At 45.4% G+C, this 23,059-nt stretch carries 19 protein-coding genes; 5 read left to right on the forward strand and 14 right to left on the reverse strand.

Annotation, left to right across the window (positions count from 1 at the left end):
* Positions 1-6: 6 nt before the first annotated feature.
* From AC58PV_RS23365 to AC58PV_RS23410, 10 genes are all read right to left on the reverse strand, one after another.
* Positions 7-1,323 carry a neutral/alkaline non-lysosomal ceramidase N-terminal domain-containing protein gene (locus AC58PV_RS23365; RefSeq protein WP_497434879.1) on the reverse strand — a complete coding sequence of 439 codons (1,317 nt, stop codon included), beginning with the start codon at positions 1,321-1,323 and terminating at the stop codon, positions 7-9.
* 165 nt (positions 1,324-1,488) lie between these two features.
* Complete coding sequence (locus tag AC58PV_RS23370) at positions 1,489-3,102, reverse strand: extracellular solute-binding protein (protein WP_497434881.1); 1,614 nt, start codon at positions 3,100-3,102, stop codon at positions 1,489-1,491.
* A gap of 23 nt (positions 3,103-3,125) precedes the next feature.
* A complete protein-coding gene (locus AC58PV_RS23375) occupies positions 3,126-5,444 on the reverse strand; it encodes a helix-turn-helix domain-containing protein (RefSeq protein WP_497434883.1) in 2,319 nt (772 codons plus the stop codon).
* Positions 5,445-5,667: 223 nt separating this feature from the next.
* Positions 5,668-6,687 carry a zinc-dependent alcohol dehydrogenase gene (locus tag AC58PV_RS23380; protein ID WP_497434884.1) on the reverse strand — a complete coding sequence of 340 codons (1,020 nt, stop codon included), beginning with the start codon at positions 6,685-6,687 and terminating at the stop codon, positions 5,668-5,670.
* Positions 6,688-6,702: 15 nt separating this feature from the next.
* Positions 6,703-7,587 (reverse strand): dihydrodipicolinate synthase family protein, encoded by an 885-nt coding sequence (locus AC58PV_RS23385; RefSeq protein ID WP_497434886.1) that lies wholly within the window; start codon positions 7,585-7,587, stop codon positions 6,703-6,705.
* A 25-nt stretch (positions 7,588-7,612) separates the two neighbouring features.
* Positions 7,613-8,749 (reverse strand): M24 family metallopeptidase, encoded by a 1,137-nt coding sequence (locus AC58PV_RS23390; protein WP_497434887.1) that lies wholly within the window; start codon positions 8,747-8,749, stop codon positions 7,613-7,615.
* Positions 8,746-9,417 (reverse strand): cyclase family protein, encoded by a 672-nt coding sequence (locus AC58PV_RS23395; RefSeq protein WP_497434888.1) that lies wholly within the window; start codon positions 9,415-9,417, stop codon positions 8,746-8,748. The genes AC58PV_RS23390 and AC58PV_RS23395 overlap by 4 nt, the downstream gene beginning before the upstream one ends.
* A 255-nt stretch (positions 9,418-9,672) precedes the next feature.
* Positions 9,673-12,651: a DUF4962 domain-containing protein gene (locus AC58PV_RS23400; protein WP_497434889.1), complete on the reverse strand. Its 2,979-nt coding sequence runs from the start codon at positions 12,649-12,651 to the stop codon at positions 9,673-9,675.
* Positions 12,652-12,877: 226 nt separating this feature from the next.
* Positions 12,878-13,228 (reverse strand): hypothetical protein, encoded by a 351-nt coding sequence (locus AC58PV_RS23405; RefSeq protein WP_497434890.1) that lies wholly within the window; start codon positions 13,226-13,228, stop codon positions 12,878-12,880.
* Between the two features lie 601 nt (positions 13,229-13,829).
* A complete protein-coding gene (locus tag AC58PV_RS23410; protein ID WP_497434892.1) occupies positions 13,830-13,964 on the reverse strand; it encodes a hypothetical protein in 135 nt (44 codons plus the stop codon).
* Between the two features lie 218 nt (positions 13,965-14,182).
* On the opposite strand from AC58PV_RS23410, the gene pdxR reads away from it, so the two are divergent.
* A complete protein-coding gene (gene pdxR / locus AC58PV_RS23415) occupies positions 14,183-15,619 on the forward strand; it encodes a MocR-like pyridoxine biosynthesis transcription factor PdxR (protein WP_497434893.1) in 1,437 nt (478 codons plus the stop codon).
* A 185-nt stretch (positions 15,620-15,804) separates the two neighbouring features.
* Positions 15,805-17,271: a diguanylate cyclase domain-containing protein gene (locus AC58PV_RS23420; RefSeq protein WP_497434894.1), complete on the forward strand. Its 1,467-nt coding sequence runs from the start codon at positions 15,805-15,807 to the stop codon at positions 17,269-17,271.
* A gap of 16 nt (positions 17,272-17,287) precedes the next feature.
* On the opposite strand, the gene AC58PV_RS23425 is transcribed toward AC58PV_RS23420, so the two are convergent.
* Positions 17,288-17,857, reverse strand: a complete 570-nt coding sequence (locus tag AC58PV_RS23425) for an SF0329 family protein (RefSeq protein ID WP_497434896.1) — start codon at positions 17,855-17,857, stop codon at positions 17,288-17,290.
* Between the two features lie 149 nt (positions 17,858-18,006).
* Between AC58PV_RS23425 and AC58PV_RS23430 the strand changes: the two genes are divergently transcribed.
* The 3 genes from AC58PV_RS23430 to AC58PV_RS23440 all read left to right on the forward strand — a co-directional run bounded on the left by AC58PV_RS23430 (position 18,007) and on the right by AC58PV_RS23440 (position 20,297).
* Positions 18,007-18,438 carry an SRPBCC family protein gene (locus tag AC58PV_RS23430; RefSeq protein ID WP_497434897.1) on the forward strand — a complete coding sequence of 144 codons (432 nt, stop codon included), beginning with the start codon at positions 18,007-18,009 and terminating at the stop codon, positions 18,436-18,438.
* A gap of 226 nt (positions 18,439-18,664) precedes the next feature.
* Positions 18,665-19,450, forward strand: coding sequence for a hypothetical protein (locus AC58PV_RS23435; RefSeq protein ID WP_497434898.1), 786 nt, complete (start codon positions 18,665-18,667; stop codon positions 19,448-19,450).
* Positions 19,451-19,568: 118 nt separating this feature from the next.
* Positions 19,569-20,297, forward strand: a complete 729-nt coding sequence (locus AC58PV_RS23440) for a hypothetical protein (protein ID WP_497434899.1) — start codon at positions 19,569-19,571, stop codon at positions 20,295-20,297.
* Between the two features lie 72 nt (positions 20,298-20,369).
* Here AC58PV_RS23440 and AC58PV_RS23445 read toward each other — a convergent pair whose 3' ends face one another.
* The 3 genes from AC58PV_RS23445 to AC58PV_RS23455 all read right to left on the reverse strand — a co-directional run bounded on the left by AC58PV_RS23445 (position 20,370) and on the right by AC58PV_RS23455 (position 22,995).
* Positions 20,370-21,569 carry an FtsW/RodA/SpoVE family cell cycle protein gene (locus tag AC58PV_RS23445; RefSeq protein WP_497434901.1) on the reverse strand — a complete coding sequence of 400 codons (1,200 nt, stop codon included), beginning with the start codon at positions 21,567-21,569 and terminating at the stop codon, positions 20,370-20,372.
* 167 nt (positions 21,570-21,736) lie between these two features.
* Complete coding sequence (locus AC58PV_RS23450) at positions 21,737-22,186, reverse strand: tellurite resistance TerB family protein (RefSeq protein ID WP_497434902.1); 450 nt, start codon at positions 22,184-22,186, stop codon at positions 21,737-21,739.
* Between the two features lie 194 nt (positions 22,187-22,380).
* Positions 22,381-22,995: a polysaccharide deacetylase family protein gene (locus tag AC58PV_RS23455; RefSeq protein WP_497434903.1), complete on the reverse strand. Its 615-nt coding sequence runs from the start codon at positions 22,993-22,995 to the stop codon at positions 22,381-22,383.
* Positions 22,996-23,059 lie beyond the last annotated feature (64 nt).

Here is a 23,059-nt window from a genome sequence, read left to right on the forward strand (position 1 = left end):
AATAGCCTAAATTATGCATGGGTTATCCAAATTAAGCATCGTGCGTTTGAGAAGCCGAGAAGCCGCGTCACATAAGGGTTTTTCGATTCCTTGGGCAAACGGTGCTGGCAAGAGAAAGTATAAAATGGACTCTTTTGGCTCATATCCTCCTTCGTCCAGCTGCCGATCCGTCGGAATATAGCCCACCATGCCGTTGCTGTAAGCAAGAGGAAGCACGACACCTGGTTGCAGATTCTTGATGTACAGACCATACTCGACCATTATTTCTCCGTTCATTGCCAAGAAAACGAGATCATCCGTGATCGTAACTTGATTCAGCTTAAGCGGAATATGCGATGTGAGTCGTTTGGTCTCCTGGAGCATTCGCTGGCCCCATGCCCCAGCCATGCCTGGCTCCCCTGCCGACTGCTGCAACTGCGAAACATCGGGCACTGACTCGAAAGGAAGCAGCACTTCTACGGCTTCCGCATGGATTCGCCCGGGAGACAACTGCTGCATCGGTTGTCCCAGTACCTGCAGCACGACATCGGATAGTTGCGTACCGAGCCGTTGTACATCCTCATCGCCCCCACGGTAGAAGGCATCCTCCTTGATTAAGGCGGGACGGATGTCACCACAGCACCCCTGCAGGAAAGAGGCAATCGCTCCGCCCCCTATGGCCTGCTCCAAGAGCTCCATGGAAACCCCTGGAAATTCCGAGCTAATGAGATTATGATCGGTCGTGGTAGGGTGACAGGCGTAATGGAACAACACGCCAATTGTTTCATTCGTTTGTCGGCTCCTGAATCGAATCACGCTGACCTCCGGATCCAGTGGCCCTGCTTCGTTCGGAGCCATGGTTATTACACCGTTTACCGACTTCCGGCGGTTAATGCCAAGCCGGCATTCACTCGATCCCCGCTCGATGGCGACGGGCTCACGTTTGCGGTAGGCCTCTTCGACCACTTCGAAGAGGCTATGCTCCAAAGTCTCCACATAGCCAGTGTTCATAGGATCGAGAATGTCGATCGTTCTCGGACCGCAGTGTGTATGGGTCGCATGCAGGATAATTGCCGCAGGTTCCAAGCCGTACTGTTCGGATAACAACCGCTGGGCCATTTCCGTTCGTTCCGTGCTCCACGCAAGAATATCCGCCTGTACGAGCAGTGCGTTATATGTCATTCCAGAAGCTTCCGTTTGTTCAAAAAACCATGCCCTCATATATAACGGATGAGCAATGCCTTCGAAATCGCCGTGCCGATGACCAAACCCGGCCAGCGGCATCGGGCTCTGTGGTGTAATATCCACCTTCGCTATTCCCAGTAGAAGCTCAATCGTTTCCATATGTTCATCGACTCCTCATTAATTAGGTTCGTGGCCTGATCAAGATCCAGCCATCTCTATGACTATATAACGTTGGCGTTTCCCTCCAAATAGTCCATATTAAACATCTGTTATCCCCTTTACTTCCACGAAAAACAAAAAAGACGCCTGAGAGCGTCTTCTTCCTCACTTCTTGGAATATCGGTCGTATGCCGTCTGATTAATTCTAACTACTTCGTACAACCCGAGTTTACTTAACTTATGTACATAATCGTCGAACCCTGACAACGGTTCCGCACCCATAATGAATTTATTAACCATCTCATCTTTATAGGTTAGAAGGTCGGCCATGATGGATGCAAATTGCTCCTGCTCCCCAGCATTCAGAAGCCCATTCGGCAGCGCTTTTGAATGATCAGCTTGCGTCCATTTGGTCATCGCGTCCGACTGCTCAGGCTCGGCATGCCATTGTCTGTCTGCATCGGAATCCGTAGCGAACGGACCACTGGCAGATTGTAGTGAATAATTCGATAGAGCCTGAGAAACAGTCAATCCCATGGGATTATGAAGAATGAGGTCCGTATACTGAGGCTTGCCATTTGCCATGGTGTAGCTTTGACCTTCCACGCCAAAATTGTACAAGATCGCCCCTTCTTTTCCATAGCCATAATTGAGCCAAGCCGCAATACGTTCCGGATGGTTCGCTTTGGCTGAGATGGCTGCACCGAGTCCAATAATGAGCGGTCTTGCCAGTGAGACGGCTGTTCCCCTTTCATTGAGTACAGGGAATGGGACACCGATCAGGTTAAAATCGGGCAATTTCTCCTTCACGGCCTGCATATACGCACCGAGTCCGCTACCAGCCCAACCGGCTACCGCGCCGAGCTGGTTATCCAGCATTCGCCCATCTCGAATTTTGATATCGGAGGTCAAATAATTGCGATCAATTAGCCCCTCTGCATACCATTTGTTCATCAGGGTTAGAAATGTCTTGAAAGCAGGCTGAGCTGGACCGTACTTGACCACGCCGCCATCCTGATAGAAACCAGTTGTAATGCCGAATGCTCCAATGAAAGGATAGCTCGTTTCCATATCCGTCTGACGATAGAAAAAGGGAATTTCGTCTTTCCGACCGTTCCCGTTTGGATCCCCGTCACGAAAAGCCGTTAACACCTGCTCCCAATCATTGATCGTAACAGGGGTCTTCAAATGCAGTTTATCTAGCCAATCCTTGCGAAGCATTAGCCCATGGTATGCAAATACCTGAGGATCGTCTCCAATGGAGGGAAACATGTAAATATTCCCTTCGTCGCTCGTCAATTCTTTTCGAAGATAAGGCTTCTCGTCCAGAAGTCTGGATAAGTTCGGTGCATACTGTTCAATCAGCTCGTTTAATCGTAGAATCTTTCCGTCTTGAATCGCTTTATCCGGGCTATTCTTTGACCAATCCGTATAGATAACATCGGGCAGCTCACCGGATGCCATCATCAAATGGAACTGATCTTGCGCCTGCGGTGCCCCTGCCGGGGGATGCAGGAAGGTGACCTGAGTTCCCGTGATCTTCGTCAACTGCTTATATAGTCCCATTTCACTATAGTTTTTAAGTGTAACCGCTGCATCCGAATCCATCGGCACCCAGTAGGTAAGAGAAGATGGATATGGACTCGACTCTTTAAAGGGGGATTGCCCAGCCGGCGGCTCAGCGGTATCTTCACAGGCGACGGCAAGGCTGAGCATTGCGCAAGCCAACAAAACTGATTGCAGTAACGAAGCCAACCTCTTCCCTCGAAATCGGAACATACCCTCATCTCCTCTCTTCCTCGTTATCGACTCAGCATTTCGCGATACTTGCCTGGCGGCACACCTTCTACCTTCTTAAAAAATTTGACGAAGCCAACCGCGTTGGCATAGCCGACCTTGATTGCAATTTCCGCAATGGTGATATTCGGATCGGATAACATGTTTTTCGCCTGCCGAATCCGTACGGTGGCGATATAGTCAGTAATGTTCTCTCCGCTGTGCCGCTTGAAGAATGTCGACAAATATTGAAGGCTGATTTGGAAGTGATCGGCCATGGAAGCTAGGCTTAAGCCGTTTTCTGAATAATGCTCATCAATGTATTGGCATATACGACTATATAACCGGCTTCCATGATCCGTTTTTTCCTCTCGGGTAAACGCGCAAATCGTCTGATAAAGGTCTTTGGTTCGCTGAATGGCTTCCTCGGCGGTCGTACATTCAACTAAAACTTTCGCAGGATCGAATGAGCTCTCGAACTGCGACTTGTCGGTGAATTGCATGCCGTTCAACACCTTTACAACGGTGCTAAGCAGATCGATCAAAAGGAATTTCCCCATCTCCGGTGTCAAGACGTTGGATTGAAAATTTGCAATATAAATCTGATTGAGCAGACGTTCCGCGCTCGTGTAATCGCCACTCTTGGCAAAGTTCATCAGCTGAACTTCGTCCTCCATCTGATAATGGTAAAAGCGAGGCTCAAAGCCCACTATTTCTTCATGATAGATGACTGCATTAGAACCTTTAATCATTCGATAATCGAGTGCGATCAATGCCTCGCGATAGCATCGGCCAATTACCTCAATCCCCTTGTGGAACTGACTAATGGCGATTGATATTTTCAAATGAAACCGCTGGACCGAGGTTTTCTGCAGATGATCGATGAACGCCGCTACCTCCTGCTTCATCGGTCCAGTATTTGTGCTAACGTTGAGTAGGATGGCCATACGGCTTCGATCCATCTCAACGATGAAACCTCTGCTGCCCAAAAGCTCGTTGCTAATATTGGACAGTATAAATCGCACGTGAGCCCATTCCTGCTCTGTATTGTCCTTAATGTAGTCGCGGCAATCCTCGATATCGAGTACGATTACACCGAAATAGTCGTATTCAAATTGAACGTCCATGAAAGTAAGGGAGTCGTCGCTTAACGACGATTCGTCAATATGTCCCTTAATCAGTCGGGACAGGAAATTGGCCTGGATGACAGGCGCATGCCGCTTTAAGGTTTGGCCCAGCTCCTTGTTCTCGCTAAACGTGCGAACAAAGGAATGTTTAATATACTCGAGCTCATTCTCACCCGAATCCTGTCTACGAGCAGTATTCTCCTTCATAATGGTTTGGACGACATCACGAATCGGGGAATAATTACGGTAGGCCATGATATAAGACGCCATGATTCCAGCAACGACGATCAGTAGAAGCAGCAGCAGTGCAATTTCTTTTACCTTGTCAACCTGTTTCAATACTACATGCATCGGGACGACCGAGACGAACTTCCAACCGTTCTGCCCTGTCGTATAAGAAAGCATCATCGAATGATTGTTCTCTTGAAAGGTTTGGTACCCAGAGTCATTCCCCAGCTGCGCAAACAACCCGTTTTCCAATATGGGTTTCTTTGCAGTCGTCATAATGACCTGCCCATGTTCGTCTAGAATGTAGATCGAGCTTTGGTTTACCTTTTCAATCTGTTTAATCAGTCGATCGAACTCGGCTTCATTGATGAGAATGACCAGATTTCCCTTTACATTCACGGATTCTCCAATAGGGAGGGATTGGACGTACGTCAAGACGTTGGTGATCCGCTCGCCTTCCTTGATGGAAGTAACCGGTAAGTACGTTTTATAATGAGCGCCAGTTAAGAGGGTATTCCTTACCCAACCAGTGCCTTTTTCGTTAAAATTGAGGATTTTATCAAAATAGAAGGAGGAATCGGCTTTTCCGGATGAGGTGAGGATCATATCCGAATTTTTGAAGTAGACCATAAAATCATAGATGAAACTGCTGGCCTTATTAACATTGCGGAAATCTTTCATAATGTCGGCTAAATCGAACTCGTTCTTCGTATAATCGGTTTCTAGGTTGCTGAGGGACCACTGAAGCTTCGGATTAAAAGCGAGCTGCACGGCCATGCTATCGACCTCTTTAAAACGGTCCTCTGCGACGAGCGTGATCTGCTCGAGCAGGCCAAGATTCGTTCGATTCGCATTATCTACCATGATGCGCTCTACCCGATGATATAGATATACGCCGGCCGTAACGGGAAAGAGGAGGATAGCGATATACGAGATCAGTATCGTAATCAAGATACTTTTACTTCGATTCGACTTTCGCAGTCCATTCAACCGAAGTCACCTCCCTTTTCGTCATGTTTCGAGGGAACCTATTTTCTTTGACAAATGTAAAGATTATTCCGAATTGTCTGACTTTTAAACCCAAATTACACCCTCTCAGACTTCCTATTTCAATATAATAACCTGCCTTCTTCCCGGAGACAAGTCTATTTCTTCCAGTCTTGCCCAAATGAAAAAGCCGGAATGAACGCATTCCGGCGGATCCATGCTCGGTTTAAGGCACAAGCAGCACCTTAGCAGTTTTACCGGGTTTCGCGATGAGGCGGTCGAACCAAGCTGAGCCAGTCTCCAGGGGAGCTTCCTCTACCCACTCGTCGAGCACGAATGAACCATTGGCGAGGTATGCAAGCGCCTTCTCGAAAGTTATGGCCGAGTAAGCAAACGAACCGAGCAGCGAGATTTCGCTGCGGATCATCGCATTGACTTGCAGGGACGATTCTGGTTCGTGGAGTCCCGTTACGATAACCCGACCGCCTGGGGCGGTAAAATCGATGCATTGCCGGCGCGTAACGCTTGCTCCGACTGCATCTACGGAAAGGTCAGCTCCCCCGTTAGTGAGTCGTCGCACTTCAGCCGCCATATCGGCGGTGCCGCTTGGCATGATGGGAATCGCGCCTAGCGACTCAGCGATTTCTAGCCGCTCTGGGCTCAGATCGATCGCGTAGAGATCAGTGACGCCATACAGCTTCAGCGCCTGCAACGCAAATAATCCAATCGGTCCCATGCCAGCTACAACCGCTCGTTCGCCAGGCTTTGGTGCGGCCAACTCTGCCACCCGCACACCGCAAGCTACCGGTTCGACGAGCGCACCGCGCCTTAGCGGCATCCCGTTTGGCAAGGGGTACACGAAGCGTGCCGGGATTTTGACAAGCTCAGCGTTGCTTCCGGGAAGTGCAGCACTGAGTAACCGCCTTGTCGGACACAACTGTTGCCTACCACTCAAACAATAGCGGCACTCTCCGCAAGTTACGAGCGGGTTCGCTGTCACGTGGGCGCCGACATGCAGCCCGTTACGATCTACTCGCCTACCCATCGCTGCGATCGTACCCGAAAACTCGTGACCGAACACCATCGGTGGTTTGCGGAGCGCATTATGCCCTAAGAATCCGCTCAGCTCAGAGCCGCATATTCCAGAGTAAGCGACTCGGATCAACACCTCGTCCTCCAGGGGTTCAGGAGCTGCCAACTCCCGGAGGTGCATCTCTCGCGGCCCTTCATATACTAATGCTTTCATCGTTTCCCATCCCCTCTAATCAGCCTTGTGTCCGATACACGCTTTATAGCCGAGCATGACCTCCAGTAGGCGGTGCTCCGTAACAGGGAGCAGTGGCGACCTTGTCTCATTGCTAGAGAAGATGCCCAACTTGTGGAACAGCGCTTTCGTCGTTGGAATTTCATCTCCAGGCCCGAACATATGAATGAATGGTAGGATTACTTCCGAGAAGAGGCGATAGCTCTCTTCGCGTCTTCCAGCCTGGAACGCTTGCCAACAAGCGCGGAACTCTTCTGGATAAATGATCGGTGCAATGATCATACTGCCGTCCACCCCCGCTTCGAAGGAACGGAAGCAGATGATGTCGTCGCCGCCGAATACGGTTAAGCTCGAACGAGATTTAAGTTGACGAATTTTCTCAAAGTGGTGATCCGTCATTTTAATCGCTTTGATTTGGGGAATGTCGCTCGCCATTTGGAGCAGCTGATCTGCGGTAAAGTGCGTCTTCGTCGTAACGGGATTGTCGTAGAAGACGATGTCAAGCTGCGTGCCTTCTGCTAGTTGCCCTACATAATCGGTAACCATGGCAGGCGAATTTGGAAAATAATACGGACTGGGCACAAGCGCAGCGCGTACGCCGCTTTCTTTAGCTGCACAACCAATGCGAATCGCTTCCTGCAAATTCGTGTGACCAAGACCGATGACGAGCTCTTTGCCCGCTGGCATCTTCGGGGCCATATAGTTGACAATGTCGATCCGCTCGTGCATCGATAAAGCTGGTGCTTCACCTGTGCTGCCGCAGACAACGTAGCCTTCGAGCTGGTCAATTGTCCGTTCCATTAGTCGATCCAAGCCGGCGTATTCAATTTCACCATGTAGAAATGGCGTTGGGATTACAGGAATGTTGCCTGATAATGTCATTATAAGTCCCTCCAACTTTTTTTATTTACCAACCTTCATCAAACGGAGTAAGATTCTCGGGTCCATCGGCGCGAACAACGTACATATTTTCTATTCGCACCCCAGCTCCCTCTAGATAAATGCCTGGTTCTACACATACGACCATGCCTTCCTTAAGAATATCTTCACTCTCTCGCACCAAAAATGGCCCCTCTTGGTCACGCAGCCCAATGCCATGTCCAAGATGATGCGGAAGCGAGTATTCACCGCCGATTTTGGCGAGCTCCGCGTTTACTTCTGCAAACAGCTCCTTCACCCGAACACCAGGCTTCAGCCCACTTTCCGCGATTCGAAGTGCCCGATCTACACGGTCGAATAGTTTCTCCTGCAGCGGAGTCGGCCCGGCGGCTGATGAGGAGAAGGTGCGGCAGGTATCGGCATAATAGCCTCCAATCCTTGGAAATAAATCCACTAGAACAAGGTCGCCTGCACACAGTTTCCGGTTTACTGGCTTTCCTCCCATTAGCATGGTACGAGGCCCTGATAACAGGTCGTATTGTCCGTCTAGAGAGATCGGACGTCCCGCAAACCGCCAAGCTTCGAGACTCATGAGGTGAAAAAGTTCAAATTCATCCTTCATTTCGAAGATTTGCCGACGAACAGCGCGATACATCGCGTCGTGCAGCCTGCCGGCTTCCCGGATTCGTTCGATTTCATACGGTCGCTTAATCTGGCGCATCCGGTTTACAATCGGTCTCGCATCGTATAGTTTAAGACTCTCGCCGAGCAAGGAGATGAGGCTTCCACGGCCAGAGCTGACCGGCAACAAGTCTGTACCCATCTGTGTGGCACGAGATGACTGAATTGCTTCGAGTAGAAACTTCGCTGCATTGTTAGCGGGAAACGTCCATCGCTCGGCATCATAGACCGGATAGCGTCTGACAGTCACGTCTTCCCGCTGCCAGCTCGTTCCCCCGTCACCTTCACCGGCGATCAGTATATACTCGCCCGACAGGTCCAGCAGCAGATAGGTTGGATGACCAACCGGTTCAATCATATCGATAAGATAATCCCGATTTGCCCGGTCAGCGAGACAAATGATATCCCATCCGTACTCGGCCATCGCTTCGAGCAAGACCGCCTTCCTTAGCGCAAGTTCTTCTGTCGTTGCCTGCATGTTCATAGAGCCCGCTCAACTCCTTCGGCGATTGGCATGAGGATCGCCCGGCAAGGCGCGCCGCAGACACCAGGGATGGACAGCGGCAGCGCCACCAACGTCCACGGACCCGATGCCGCCTGCCGCAGGCCGACTAATGGCGCGAGCAGCAGCCTCTCTTGCTGGAAAAACTGTCGCCCCAACGACCCGTTGTCTGCCCGGGGATCCTGCATACAAGGAACATCCAGCCCTAATAGCCCGAAATCTTGTTCGATCACCCATTTCATCGTTTCCTCCATTAAGAAGGGGCAATGTGTGACGAACTCAGGCTCCTGCCATCGTTTATCCCAACCGGTCGCGATCAAGAGCGCATCCCCTGGTCGGTGGTCATACCCCTCACAAGCTGCGGCAAGCTCTGACACCGTAATTGGTTCCAGCTCCCTCTTATCTGAGAGTTGCGCAATCCAAGCACGGCGGACGAAATTCTCGACCGGCAACTCACCGATCGACTTCCTCCCTGGCAGTAAGTGATCAGCTGACTCGATGTAAGTTCCGGCCAAAGTGTGCAGCTGCAAACGATGACCATTCCAACCATTACCCTCGAGCGTGGCCACTTGTTCGATGTCCACGGAAGGAAGCGGATCGCCGTATGTCCACATCCCGCTCTGAATAGGTCCCGTAATGTCCAGTATCATGGAATCCCTCCACTGAAGTGAGTCACATCTTCGCTTTTTTTGTTATAACAAAAATATATTCGATATATCAATTAATAATTTTAAATTAACATCATCTATGTCATCGGTCAAGATATTTTTCGGATTTTTTCATAATACCGATTTTTATTTCAAAATAACAAAAAATGCTTCTTTCCCTTGAAAGAGGCATTGAATCATTAAGTAAGCTGTGACAATTTGGAGGTACTCGAATTCCCTCCTTTCGATGCGATCTGCTTACCTATTCGTATCTGTTTCAGTAATATTTCGTCTGAGCCGAAGAATAGCAAGCTCTCCCTTGAGTACAATTGGCTCCCGTCGGCTGAGTGGCCCCACTCGGATCCGCCCGTGACGCGTGAATGTCAAGCCATTAGGTGCGTCCAATACTTCATAATTACCAGGTTCAATCTCTACATTTCCCCAAGCAATACGTTGACCGTCAACGTCTCGCCATGCCTCCAGCACTATTTGGCCAATAACACCATCAATCTCTGTAGGCAGAATCACTGGCTGGAGCGCTCCCGGCATAGGGGAATTGTCCAATCTAAATGCACGATAGCCCTTTTCCAACTTCAGATGTAGTCGATCTGATGCCGCGGTCCAATGCACACCTTGGGTATTTAGACGTGTTATGATCTCCCCTCCTTCTAGAAGTTCGTTACCTGTACCCTCATCACGCAGGTGAATCAGATTGGATGCAAGGATGGTCAGGTCTGCGTCTCCTTCGACAGACACCGAAAGACGTCCATCTCCGCTTGCAATCGTAGAGGGCAAATTGCTCTGGACGATGATTATCCCTTCTCGTTCGGCCTTCGTGCCGTGTACGAGTAAGACCGAGTCACCCCGAACCGCCAGTGCCGCGCCAGCGAACCGGAATCCGAAAACCCCCGTATCAACCAGTCCCTCGGATGCCGTCCGTATGAATAGCATCACTCCATCTGTGAATGACAACCTGATAAAGTCCTTATATTCTTCTGAGGAAATCTCTTCAGGTGAATTGCCCAACCTATAGGGTGTAAGGGTCGCAACTAGGATAGCAGCGTTCGTCTTCGGCGTTGCGAACTTTGCATGCACCTGTGTCATACTTGAGAAGCCAGCTACAGGAGGTACCTCAACCCCATCCGGACTATGGAACTTTGTTTCAATCGAAGCTGTGTAATGGCTAGACTCCCGGCCGAGAAGGCGGACTTTCAACCCAGCATTCCCCTTTTCTATCGTTGCGCCACCGTCGGAATCGAGTGTCAGATGCTCATCCGCATGAAGATTCCATTCGAAGGAGGCTCCGGTTGGTTGGGATGTTGCTAGGTCGTCGATAACAACGAAGACGGAAGGCTTCACATAAATGATGTGCCTTAGCGCACGAGCGAGTACTCCACCATAGGCCTTGACGGCATCACCTGTTGTGGCGTCGAAGGCGGGATGGGATGCAAATCCGACGATTCGACCCTTCGCGTCGAAATCGTTCATCGGCTGCCCCTGCCCTCCATCCATGGTGATTGCATTCGCAGAAATCGTCCTTTTGGTAAAACCTTTGTGATGAACACTGTTGTAATAATCGTAGAACCCGCTTTTGATCGCAAGTGCCTCGCCATAGGCATGCAGGATGAAGCTATTTTGATCCGCTAGACTGTGGCTGTAGCTGCCGTACGGACTCGAACGGAAATAGAGGGAGATTCTCTCAGGATCAGTTAGGTCATCATGCATAGCAACAAGTCCAGTCGTCGGGAACCATTTGGATTTGGGCAGATCGCAGAGTGGCAATTGACCTAGTTGATTATCACTGTAGATATAGTCATGCAAGCTAAGTGAGGGCTCTGCTCCAATCGCCTCGGATGCCCACTTCAAACGTGGATCGCCATATATATGAGCCAAACGGATCAATAGACTGATGCTTGGCAAATCCGGTTTATAATGGCTATCATTGCCGAACACCCCGGACGGGCTTCCATGCGGGAACATGTAGAGAGGATACAGACCCTCGTTCCGTGAAAACGCTTTGTCATATAGATTTATAACGCCTGCACTAAGTATAACATCCATTAATTCCTTGTTGGATCCGGACGACCACTGCCAGTAACCGGTTCCCTGCGACCAGGAGCCATCTTCTCCTCCCCATGGTGGCAACAGATTAATGAACGCGGGAACGGAGTGGCGAAACCAGTCCTCAGCATCTGGGATATCATGTAACATAATCGTGCCGATCAATCCTATATAGCCCATTATGGTCCAACCATGTGAGTCGTACGGAAACTGATAGATCGGTTGACGAACTAAATAATAGTCGATTAACTTAGAGACACGTGTATGAACCATATCTTGAACAGCCTTCCGTTCTGCAGCTGACAGCAAATCGTAAACCCAATCGTAGGCAATGGCCGAACGGTAGGCGATGGCGCGGTGAACTTGATCATTAATTTCGAACTTTGTTGCCCCGTCACAGTCCCAAGAGCTGAATTTCATCATTAGCTCTTTCGCATACGCTCCAATATTGCGGTCGCCCGTATGGAGATAAACGAATGCGGCAGCCACTAGACGATCGAGCGCTGAATCGGTATATTTGCGAAGGTCTTGCAGCGCTTTGACGTAGGCAGGAGACCCAGTAGATACAGTCCCGTCCATATAAGGGAAGCTAGGGTCCTCAGGCAAGGGTTGATCAAGTGTTGCAAGTACCGAAGCATGCGTCTTTTCAAATATCAACTTTGCAATACCATGCTGACGACGTGCACGGAAGGCAGCAAGTTCGCTGGGCTTCGTCCACACGCGTGGATGACTGATTTCCATGCGCGCCAGCATCTCGTTTATCGGTGGCACAGGGAATGGAACACTTGACTCCGTGATCCGAAACTTTCTAACAGAGCTCCAAGTCGACCATCCCCCTGTTCGGTTATGGTACCTAACCCGCCAATACCAAGTCCCCGTTTTCAATGTGAAGGGAAAGTTAACGAAGTTATTCGTTGTCTCCACCGTCTCGCGCACACCATGTTCCAAGTTGGCCTCCTGCGAGAGTTCTAGCAAGTAAAAGTCAGCCTCAGGGACAAAAGGCCAACTAAAGTCGGGTGGATTCTGTGTCGTAACCAGCGCGTGTGTCGGACGAAATGGAAGATTAGCGTTCATCTCCAACTCGGGTGGCCATGCATGACCCACATTAAGGTGCTGATCCAGCATCTGCGACTTCTCTTCCGATGAAGATTCCAAATTCTCACTTACATTTTCCATGAGTCTTCCCTTCTGTTCTAGATTTCGGCAATGCCTCTATTTTCAAAATAGCACATCCCTTATTTCGAACTAGTGCAAATATTATACTTATGACTCCAAACCATGTGTATGATTTGAATTTTAATGATCTATCCTACTAAGGTTTGCTCTGCCCAATCTCTATTCCATTCTTGACATTAAAAAAAGCCCGCGATTTACACGGACTTGTGAATTTCAATAGAACAGATTAACGCTCATAACCGGGATCTTCATAATCGGTATTTTGCAGTTTATTAAGGATGTTCATATCATCAATATGAGCCTTCGTTTTCTCAGTTCCTAAATGATAGATGAGTTGATAGAGTTTAAGCAGATCATCGTTAAATTGATCGGTTGCTTTATCGTGATCGGCGGATTTATACGGAATTGGAGCTCTGAATTGGGTCAATTCATCATCTCGCTTTAATTGTTCAAGCATGTGACGTAGCATGTCAATCTCTTCTTCAGTCCCGCGGACTTCAAGCTGTTCGTTCATTGAGGCTTCCCTGCCAAGACTTTTGTTGGATACAGAGACGAATCGTGTATGTATACTGGTCATTCCCAACACTCCTTTTCTTATAACCTACTTCCTATTAAAGCTAAAAGGGTTGGTTTGAAACAGCGACTATCAACGAAATTGGATCGATCAATTTCTTTCATATTGGATGGTTACAGCACAATAAGGAACTGATACTATGGGACTGTCAAACGAAATGGGGGTGAACAATATGCCGTTGTACGTCTACTATGTAGTATTTACTGTGATATTAATATGCGGGGGAGTAGCAACTTTCGCGATTGGTCTCTCCAATAAAAATAAAGAAGGTAATCCGGGATATGATCGTCAAACTAAAAGCATATTTACCAATCTTTCTCTTTATTATGTCATTATCTTCCCTTTGGCCCTCTTAGCCTTGATTGTGTATATAGTTAAATTTGTTAACGAATAATGAAATAAAAAACAACCACTTTGGCGGTTCAATACCGCAAAGTGGTTGTTTTTTAACATTTCCATTTTATTTCAATATAAATTCGTTGATTAAGAAGTAAAAAAAACCTGAAAAAATGGACAAAAAGAATATAATAGTTAATGGAAGAAGTCCATCCAATTTTTGCTCGTATTCATTTCGATGTGAATTGTTCATGAAGATCTACTCCTTTTAATGTGTATTGGACTTTTTCATTTCAATGTCACGATCATCTTGACGGACGACAATACCGCCTCCTATAGCGATGAGCAATGGACTTGCTACTAACGCAGCACAAAGCATAATAAATGATATCAAAGCTGCCATGGGCCCATCTCCTTTCTAGCGTTATATCCCTTTAAGTAATTCATGTAACTATCATAAAATTGAACGCGATAGATGTAACCAACCAATTAGTCAGTTTTTGTGCCATCCAATTTCCACAGCAAACGAGTGGATTATATGAGAAAACTCGACTATTTATCGTGGTTAAGTGGTAATATATAATTATTTGGTTTGATCCGAATACGCAAGGGGATTTTGAGATGTGGAAACCTGATAGAAATAGCAAAATAGCTCTTTACCAGCAAATTTCTGACTATCTTGAGCAACGAATTTCTTACGGGGAATATCCGCCTGGGAGCTTGTTGCCCTCGGAACGGAAGCTTGCTGAGCAGTTTGATGTGAACCGAAGTACTGTCATATCTGCGTTCGCAGAACTTCGATCCACTGGGATTATTGAAAGCCGTACAGGAAGCGGAACTCGTGTAAGTACGTCCAAATGGGGCGCCACTCCGAAACATACGCCGAACTGGAGTCGGTTTGCTGAAGGCGGCAGCTTCCTTCCGAACCTGCCCTTTTTGCGGAGGATCCGCGAGGCATTAGCGCAACATCCAACATTAATCGATTTTGCAAGTGGAGAATTATCCGCTGATCTAGCTCCTACGGATGAGATTGCCGAACTGATGAGTACAAACGCATACACGTCCTATTTGGGCTACGATAACCCACAGGGTTCAATGCTTTTAAGAGAGGCTTTAGTAGATTATTTGCATCATTATCGAGGCATACAAGCTTCGGAATCATCCATTCTTATTACATCTGGCTCCCAGCAATCGTTATATCTAATCACACAATGTCTGCTATCTCCTGGTGATGCCGTAGCAATTGAAGATCCTTCCTACTGCTACTCGCTGCCCATGTTTCAATCAGCTGGGCTTCGTTTATTCCGCCTACCGGTCGACAATCATGGCATAGAGCCAGAAGATATTCGGGCATTATACAAAAAACATCGGATTAAGATGGTGTTCTTGAATCCAAATTACCAGAATCCTACTGGATCGGTACTAAGTAATGAAAGGCGCAAACGTCTTCTTGAAATTATCAGTGAATTAGGACTTCCGGTTGTGGAAGATGATCCTTACAGCTTAACTTCTTATGATGGCCTCCCTCTTACACCACTCAAATCCATGGATACGATGGGTTCGATTCTTTATATTGGCTCCTTCTCTAAGATCGCAGCTTCTGGCTTACGGATCGGATGGATGGTAGCGCCTCGTTCCATTGTGGAACGGCTTACCGATGCTAGACAACAGATGGATTTTGGTTTAAGTATCATTCCACAGCAGGTAGCGGGGCAATTTCTACAATCATCTTATTTCCGTCCACATTTGGAACGATTGCGCATCCAGCTTCAATTTAAAAGGGATTTGCTCATTGAGTCCTTAGAGAAGGAACTTTCGGGTCTAGTCGAGTATGTAGTGCCAGTCGGTGGCATACACTTTTGGTGCAAATTAATTCCGAACATTCCAGACTCTATCTTGTTGGAAGAATCCATTAAGAATGGCGTTGTTATGGTTCCTGGGAGTGTGTATGGATCCGATTCGGGATACGTGCGATTCACATTCTCACGGGCTAAGCCGCAAGAGATTGCATTGGGGATTGCTAGATTTGCTAAGGCAATACGAGCAATAATTGAATGAAGGCTAAGTTCATGCTACTGTGAGAGAGGATGCTACTATGTGGTCACACATCATCGCAACTACACCAATTACGATAAGGTAAAACATATATGAATGAACTTTTTATGGATTTCTTAACAATCTTACTCCCTTCGTTCTTCTTTTTTTACATGGCAATAACCCTCATTTATCGAAATATGAGAAGCATGATTAACCGAATCGCTGCTCTACTTATGTTTGCATTCCAGTTTTATTTCCTAGGGGAGTACATCAAGACGTCGTTGTTGCCCCAATATCAAATGCAGATCGTACTATATGGAAATAGCCCCATGCTTCTCTTGGTTATATGCTGCTTAGTCCATCTCAGTATACTCATGGGAAGCCCTACAACTTCATCGTTCAAGCGATTGTTGCCGTTCATATATGCGGCACCTTATGTATTATGGATGGTGTTTTTAGTTACCAAAGATCATCGGGTATTATACAATGCTGCAGTGACGGATGGAAGAAGTCCTCTGGATCCCCTATTTTTGCTTCTTACCGTTTGCTTTGTTGCAGGGTATATTCTGCTCTCGGTTGTCATTCTTGCCCTTTCTTGGTATCGGGCAAGTAAAACAAAACATCGACAGGTTCTACTGTCTCTGCTTCTCAGTCTATTCTCACTGTTTGCATGGTTTGTCTTCGTTACATTGCTTTTACAACTACAGTTTATAACGACACGAAATGCAATGATCCTATTTTTCATAGGCTATTTATTATGGGCTATCGTACTCCGTCATTTGATTGGTAAGTATGACATTATGCCCGACTACCGGAAGCTCTTTCACATTTTGTTCAAATCCGCCCCGACAGCCATCCTGCTGCTGGATTATCACGGAGCGATTATAGAAATGAATCCAAAAGCGAAACAATGGCTTGACGGTATCCCACCGCGTGACATTATGAATTATTTCCAGTTTGAAGATAATCTTCACATCGGTGAGAGGCTTGCTCTGATTCAGCATGAGAATAAATATCAATGGGAAGCTCGATTAAAGAATCCGAACAATGATGAGTTGGAATTGGATTTGATAATAGGCCTTGAACTCATTGAGGAAACCGATGAGAAACTATTGGTGATGCACCTTACTGATGTTACTTCTCTAAAGATTGCCGAACGTAAATTATTGAAATCTGAGCAGAATTATAAGTATTTAGCACACCATGATTCACTTACGGATTTATATAATCGTCCGGCTCTTCAAGAGCAATTGCAAGAAAAGATAGCGCGTCAAGAATGCTTTGCCCTCATCTTAATCGACCTGGATAATTTCAAACCGATTAACGATCGCTACGGACATTCGATTGGAGATCTTTATCTCAAGCATTTCGCACAAATTTTGAAGGACTGCTCCCAACCTGTTGACCGGATAGGACGGATCGGCGGAGATGAATTCGTTTGGATCATTTCCTCTATGGGTGATAATAGTGAACTAGAACGTATAGTAGACGCCCGCTTGTCCCTCCTACTCCAACGCCCTTTTGAGTATAAGGGGATTGAAATCCCAATTTCATTCAGTGCTGGATTCAGTTTATACCCTAGGGATGCTACGGATGTCGCTGTATTATTGAAAAACGCAGATGAGGCCATGTATAGAAAGAAACGAACTAGGAAACAAGATAGTTCACCTTGAAAGACTTGTGAATCTATTATTTGACAAACGTACGAAGTCGCAGCTCATAAAAATATTGCACGATGGGATGCTTCACCTTGATCGTCTCACTCATGTTTAAGATTCGTTTTTTACCAACTCGTTTATCAATTAAAGCTAGGATATTCAATAATATATCATTGCTCTCTATGCTTTCCTCTATGGAAGTGGAGAGAAATTTGGTAGCTGTAACGGTAAAGTTTGATTTACTCAAAGATGATTGTGCAAACATAAGCTCTTTGGCAATTTCCGATATTTTTCTATTTCGTACAATGATTTTCAAACGATCCTCAGGCACAGCTCCTTTAGTATCTTTTCTGACTGCTTCAATATCCTCATTATGGATAGGAATTTGAATATCTGAATCATTCTTAATTTCCAACTCAGTCTGATACCATCGGATGGCATTGTCACTCATATTAAGTACTTTCTTCTTATCTACTGCAAGATAACAAAGTCCTGCTTTATCTGGTAAATAGCGATAGCTAGTTGAAAGGTATTCGACCTTTCCATATAGTGCAGGACTGAGAAAATTCTCTAACTGTTGTTTCAATTTGCTCCAGGCCATTTCAACCTCCCATGGTTACGATCTGATTCATTGCTATCCTTCACTTAAAGGCTACGGAAAAAAATGCCCTTAAACTGTATTTCAGCAATAGTTAAATGGTATAATTATCCTGTAATTAAAAAATACGAATATGTGAGGCGGTAATTACAATGGAAACAGTTAATCAAACAATAACGGTAGAAACTACGGTACATGTACCAGCTGAACAAGTGTGGGAATTTTGGACAGCACCGCAACATATTACGAAATGGTCATTTGCTTCTGATGATTGGCATGCCCCAAACGCTGAAAATGACTTAAGGGTTGGCGGCAAATTTCATACACGTATGGAAGCCAAGGATGGTAGTTTCGGATTTGATTTTGGTGGCGTTTATGATGACGTAAGACCTCATGAATTTATCTCGTACACGTTGGGCGACGGAAGAAAAGTAGAGATTACCTTTATTCGTCAAGACAACGATACAAAAGTAGTAGAAACATTTGAACCAGAAACGAGCAATCCTGCTGAAATGCAAAAAGCTGGCTGGCAAGCGTTTCTCGACAATTTCAAAAAATATAGTGAAACAGAAACTTCCAAATAAGATTAGGCTATAGGCAATCCGACATGCAACCATCATTATACAAATTAAAACCTTCCATTAGGAAGGTTTTTTTAGTTATATCCTTTTCGACTCCAAAAATATCAAGCATACCTTACTATTTCCTAACAACCTCTTGTTATGCTTTCTCTCTTTCTACAATGCACGAATAAACTGTAACAATTTGACAAAAACTATGAGCAAAACGATTCTTGGATCGAGGTCATACATGAATAACTTCCGAAACACATATAAAAATCGGTATTATCTAGCTAATGTTACCTCGTTCGGTACTATTCAACTCCATCAACGAAATCCCTTAATTATCGCTTTATGGTCGGTTGCGTTCCCTGGATTCGGTCATATTTTACTTCACAAATTTATCACTGGTTTTGCCTTGTTTTTTTGGGAATTTTATATCAACCAATTGACTCAACTCAATACAGCCATGATGTATTCATTTAACGGTAATATTGACCAAGCCAAAGCGGTACTCAATGAAAAGTACATCTATCTCTATATTCCCGTTTATTTATTTTCAATATGGGACAGCTACCGGACGACGATTGATGAAAATAAGGTCCACCTGCTGGCGAAAAGGGAAAATGCCAGATACCCAAGTTTCTCGGTGAACGCTTTCGAGATGAACTTTTTGGACAAGAAAAAGCCGTGGATTGCCCTAATTTGGTCAATGACCATCCCGAGTCTCGGACAACTGTATATTCATCGTATTTTAGCAGCTTGTTTAACGCTCGTAATGACGATGTTTATTGTTTTTAACTCCAACATGATTGAAGGACTCCATTACTGTTTACTAGGAAATTTCCCGAGATCAAGAGAAATTTTGGGAGCACAGTGGTTCCTATACTTTCCATCGATTTATTTCTTTGGGATGTATGATTCGTACTCCAATGCGGTTGAGCTAACGAAACTATTTGACCATGAACAGTCTAACTTCTTGAAAAGAGAATATCAATCACAAGACTTTGTTGTACATAAAGGAGAAAAAATCTAAATTGGCAACGGGCATCCCATGTAGGAATACCCATTTATTCACAGGATAAAAACAGATTGAATCCTAATAATAATGTAGGCTTTTAAGCCAATACAGATCACTTAGGAGGAAATCAAACATGAACCAATTCGGACAACAAAACAACGCATCTCATTCATCCTATACCAACGGATACGCAAATTCCAATTTCTCGCAGGACAATTCGTTTGCGCAGAATTCTTCCCAACCGGTTATTGCTCATTATGGCGGTTATTCAGCCTCAAATGCTCAACACGGTATTCAGCATAATCCAACATCCCAACTGAATTCGTACGCACAATACGCTTCACAACCAGTTATTTCTCATTATGGCGGCTATTCCGCACAAAACTCCCAACAAAGCTTTCAACCTAACGCTGTCTCCCACATGAATGCCTTCTCCCAATCTTCCCAGCCGGTCATGTCTCATTATGGCGGCTACCAAGCACAGAATTCCCAATACAGCATTCGTAGTAATCCTGCATCCCAAACGAGCTCATACTCCCAAAACACATCACAACCCGTCATTTCCCATTACGGTGGCTATCAAGCACAGAATTCGCAACACACACAACCTTACCATACGTCTCAACTATCTCAAAATACGAACCAACCGGTTATTTCTCATTACGGTGGCTACCAAGAGCAGAATTCACAGTCTTATCCTACTTCCCAAATCAATTCGTACTCGCAAAACGCTTCCCAGCCAGTCATTTCTCATTATGGCGGCTATCAAGCACAGAACGCCCAACACAGCGGATATTCACAACAAGGAACCACTTACTCATCCCAACCGGTCATCGCTCACTACGGATATACAAGTAACTAATCTTGTCAAGGAACAGGATCCCTATCAATGGGGGTCCTGCTTCCTCTTTTAACCATGAAGGAATTAAAAAATTTAACGAATGATCATTTCATCAACATCGATATCATCATAGATTTTGATACTTAATACAAAGCCAATGGAAATCATGTTAATCAAGAGCGAGGTTCCTCCATAGCTGATAAAAGGAAGCGTGATCCCCGTAATCGGCATAATCCCAATTAGCATTCCGATGTTCTCGAAAACCTGGAACAAAAACATAGCCGAGATTCCACCGATGATATAGATGCCTGTTTGGCTGCGAATATGAAGTGCAATCGTGATCATGCGATAAATGAGAAGAAAATATAAGAAGAGCAACGCAGATGCTCCTATAAAGCCAAACTCCTCTCCAATTACAACGAATATGGAATCTGAGTAGGTATAGGGAACCTGGCCACTCTGGACGGACGTTCCTTGAAGATAACCATCTCCTTCTAACGAGCCTGATCCGATTGCTTTGATCGCTTGGTTCACGTGATAGGTTGCTTTTTCAGAAGCTTGCTCTGGCAAGAGGACCGCATCCACCCTATCCAACCAATACTCTTTATGTTTAGAAGCTAAGAATTGTTTTACTTCCGCATGGTATGTGATATAGCTGTAAAGAGAACCAACGCTTACGATTATCATAATAGCTAGACCTATCCAAGCATACTTGTAATGAATATGACCGAACCAACAGAGCACAATAAAAATAACCAAATACCCAATGGAATTGCCGAGATCTGGCTGCATGAGAACTAAGAGAAATGGAATGAATGTAATAACGCCCATTGGCAGTATTTCTTTGAACAGACCCAATGTCTCGGCTTCTCTTTTGGATAGAAAATAGGATAAAAACAAGATTAAAATAAGTTTGCAAAGCTCTGCAGGTTGAAAGCCAATCCCCCCAGGAAGAATGAACCAGCCTTGCGCATTGTTGATCGTATCCCCTTTAAAGAATAATAAAATCAGCAATCCTAACCCAATGAAATAGTACACCGGGGCGAAGCGCAATAAGAGTTTATAATTAATAAAAAGCATGACAAATAAGACCATAAAACCAATCCCGTAAAAATACATCATTTTAATATAGTTCTGGGAGAAATCTGGTACAGTCCGTGTTGCGCTATAGATGCAGAATATACTAATGGTCATTAAAATGAGTAACAGCAATAAAATAATGCCATCCAGCCCTTTTAGTATTCTTTTGAGCATGAAAGCAAATTGTGTTCCCCCGAGGATGTTCTCAAACATAAATCACCTATTTCTGGTTATGTTAGCGAAAGCTACATAGAGTAGACGCAACATATTTACAATTGGTTCCATTTTAGTGAATTTTTTATGAGTAAGACGTTACGTGATAACGTGTAAAAAGCCAGCAAACCCTGAGGTTTGCTGGCTCCAATTCGAAGGAAACAATCTTATAGGTTGAATTCACTTGGGTTTAAACCGAGCGAATTGCAAATATCACGAACTGCTGCTTTCTCTTTATCATCGAAATCACCATCAGCAGCACCGATTGCACTACATACACCAACGATAACTCGTCCAATTTCAGGCTTACCACTGAACTTGGCAATTGACTTCAGTGCTTCTTGCTTGCCAATCATGGCATCAAATTCAAGGTTTCCAACATAGTGATTGAATCGAGCAATAACATCACTCATATCAAACACTTTTAGTTCTTCGCTACGGCTTATGTATCCAGCCATCTTTTGCTTTTCATTGGCATCAATCGATCCGTCTGCAGCAGCTACAACTGCACATCCGGCAACGACAGCATCCATAAAGTCCTTATTTTTGAACTTTTTAACTTGTTCGGTTAAACCTTGTTTAGAATTTTGCAACCATGATTTGAATCCAATACTCATAAAGGAAACCTCCATTATTCATAATTTCAATGCTTCCTTTATTTTAGAGACATTTTTAACATATAGCAAATTATGTTGAAATCAATCGAGTGATGCTATTCGGGACGAGGTTGGAACTGTCGATATCAACGATTATGTGACGTAGAAAAAGCTGTGTAGAATAATACCTCTACACAGCTTCTCAATAATGCTTTTTATGCTTCCGCCATTTGTAAGAGCTCACTGACGGTAACAAGCTGATAACCTTGGTCTGTTAAATCTTTGACCAGTATTCGAACAGCCTCAATGGTTTGGGAGCGATCTCCAAAGCCATCATGGAAGAGAAAAATGCTCCCACACCCGATTTGTGCTCGGGTTACCTCAAGAATATGGTTAACGCCAGGCATCTCCCAATCTCTTGTCCCTCCGTTTACAGATCCAATGACCGGATAGCCAAATTTGGCAGTAACGGTATCAACCTCGTTGTTGTAATCCAAATATGGAGGACGCATAACAACAGGCGATGTACCTGTCACCTCTGTAATTAATCTGTCAGTTTCCCGAAGTTCATGTTCACACGCTTCCAAGCTGATTTGGGTCATAAAAGGATGGGAATACGTATGGTTACCAATCTCATGTTTCCTATTATGAACATCAAGCGTGGTGTCACGATACAGCTCAATCTGTTTACCCATCATGAAAAAAGTAGCACGGCCGCCAACCTCGTCGAAAATATCCAACAATTGAGGTGTATATTCGGGGTTAGGACCATCGTCAAACGTAAAAGCAATGGCTTTCTGTGAAGTTGAAACTTGTTGAATAATATTCATGCGCTTAGCCTCCCTTCATACTATGAATTTGGTGAAACGTATAGTTGTTCGATCTATCACCAGC

This window comes from Paenibacillus sp. J22FR83, from assembly GCF_059691955.1.

Bases quoted from the DNA above. Each gene is read 5' to 3' on its own strand.
- AC58PV_RS23445 (WP_497434901.1), bottom strand. From the start codon at position 21,569: ATGTTTGAGAACATCCTCGGGGGAACACAATTTGCTTTCATGCTCAAA.
- AC58PV_RS23440 (WP_497434899.1), top strand. From the start codon at position 19,569: ATGAACCAATTCGGACAACAAAACAACGCATCTCATTCATCCTATACC.
- AC58PV_RS23400 (WP_497434889.1), bottom strand. From the start codon at position 12,651: ATGGAAAATGTAAGTGAGAATTTGGAATCTTCATCGGAAGAGAAGTCG.
- AC58PV_RS23365 (WP_497434879.1), bottom strand. From the start codon at position 1,323: ATGGAAACGATTGAGCTTCTACTGGGAATAGCGAAGGTGGATATTACA.
- AC58PV_RS23390 (WP_497434887.1), bottom strand. From the start codon at position 8,749: ATGAACATGCAGGCAACGACAGAAGAACTTGCGCTAAGGAAGGCGGTC.
- AC58PV_RS23385 (WP_497434886.1), bottom strand. From the start codon at position 7,587: ATGACATTATCAGGCAACATTCCTGTAATCCCAACGCCATTTCTACAT.
- AC58PV_RS23435 (WP_497434898.1), top strand. From the start codon at position 18,665: ATGAATAACTTCCGAAACACATATAAAAATCGGTATTATCTAGCTAAT.
- AC58PV_RS23455 (WP_497434903.1), bottom strand. From the start codon at position 22,995: ATGAATATTATTCAACAAGTTTCAACTTCACAGAAAGCCATTGCTTTT.
- AC58PV_RS23425 (WP_497434896.1), bottom strand. From the start codon at position 17,857: ATGGCCTGGAGCAAATTGAAACAACAGTTAGAGAATTTTCTCAGTCCT.
- AC58PV_RS23395 (WP_497434888.1), bottom strand. From the start codon at position 9,417: ATGATACTGGACATTACGGGACCTATTCAGAGCGGGATGTGGACATAC.
- AC58PV_RS23410 (WP_497434892.1), bottom strand. From the start codon at position 13,964: ATGGCAGCTTTGATATCATTTATTATGCTTTGTGCTGCGTTAGTAGCA.
- AC58PV_RS23430 (WP_497434897.1), top strand. From the start codon at position 18,007: ATGGAAACAGTTAATCAAACAATAACGGTAGAAACTACGGTACATGTA.
- AC58PV_RS23450 (WP_497434902.1), bottom strand. From the start codon at position 22,186: ATGAGTATTGGATTCAAATCATGGTTGCAAAATTCTAAACAAGGTTTA.
- AC58PV_RS23370 (WP_497434881.1), bottom strand. From the start codon at position 3,102: ATGTTCCGATTTCGAGGGAAGAGGTTGGCTTCGTTACTGCAATCAGTT.
- AC58PV_RS23380 (WP_497434884.1), bottom strand. From the start codon at position 6,687: ATGAAAGCATTAGTATATGAAGGGCCGCGAGAGATGCACCTCCGGGAG.
- AC58PV_RS23405 (WP_497434890.1), bottom strand. From the start codon at position 13,228: ATGACCAGTATACATACACGATTCGTCTCTGTATCCAACAAAAGTCTT.
- pdxR (WP_497434893.1), top strand. From the start codon at position 14,183: ATGTGGAAACCTGATAGAAATAGCAAAATAGCTCTTTACCAGCAAATT.
- AC58PV_RS23420 (WP_497434894.1), top strand. From the start codon at position 15,805: ATGATTAACCGAATCGCTGCTCTACTTATGTTTGCATTCCAGTTTTAT.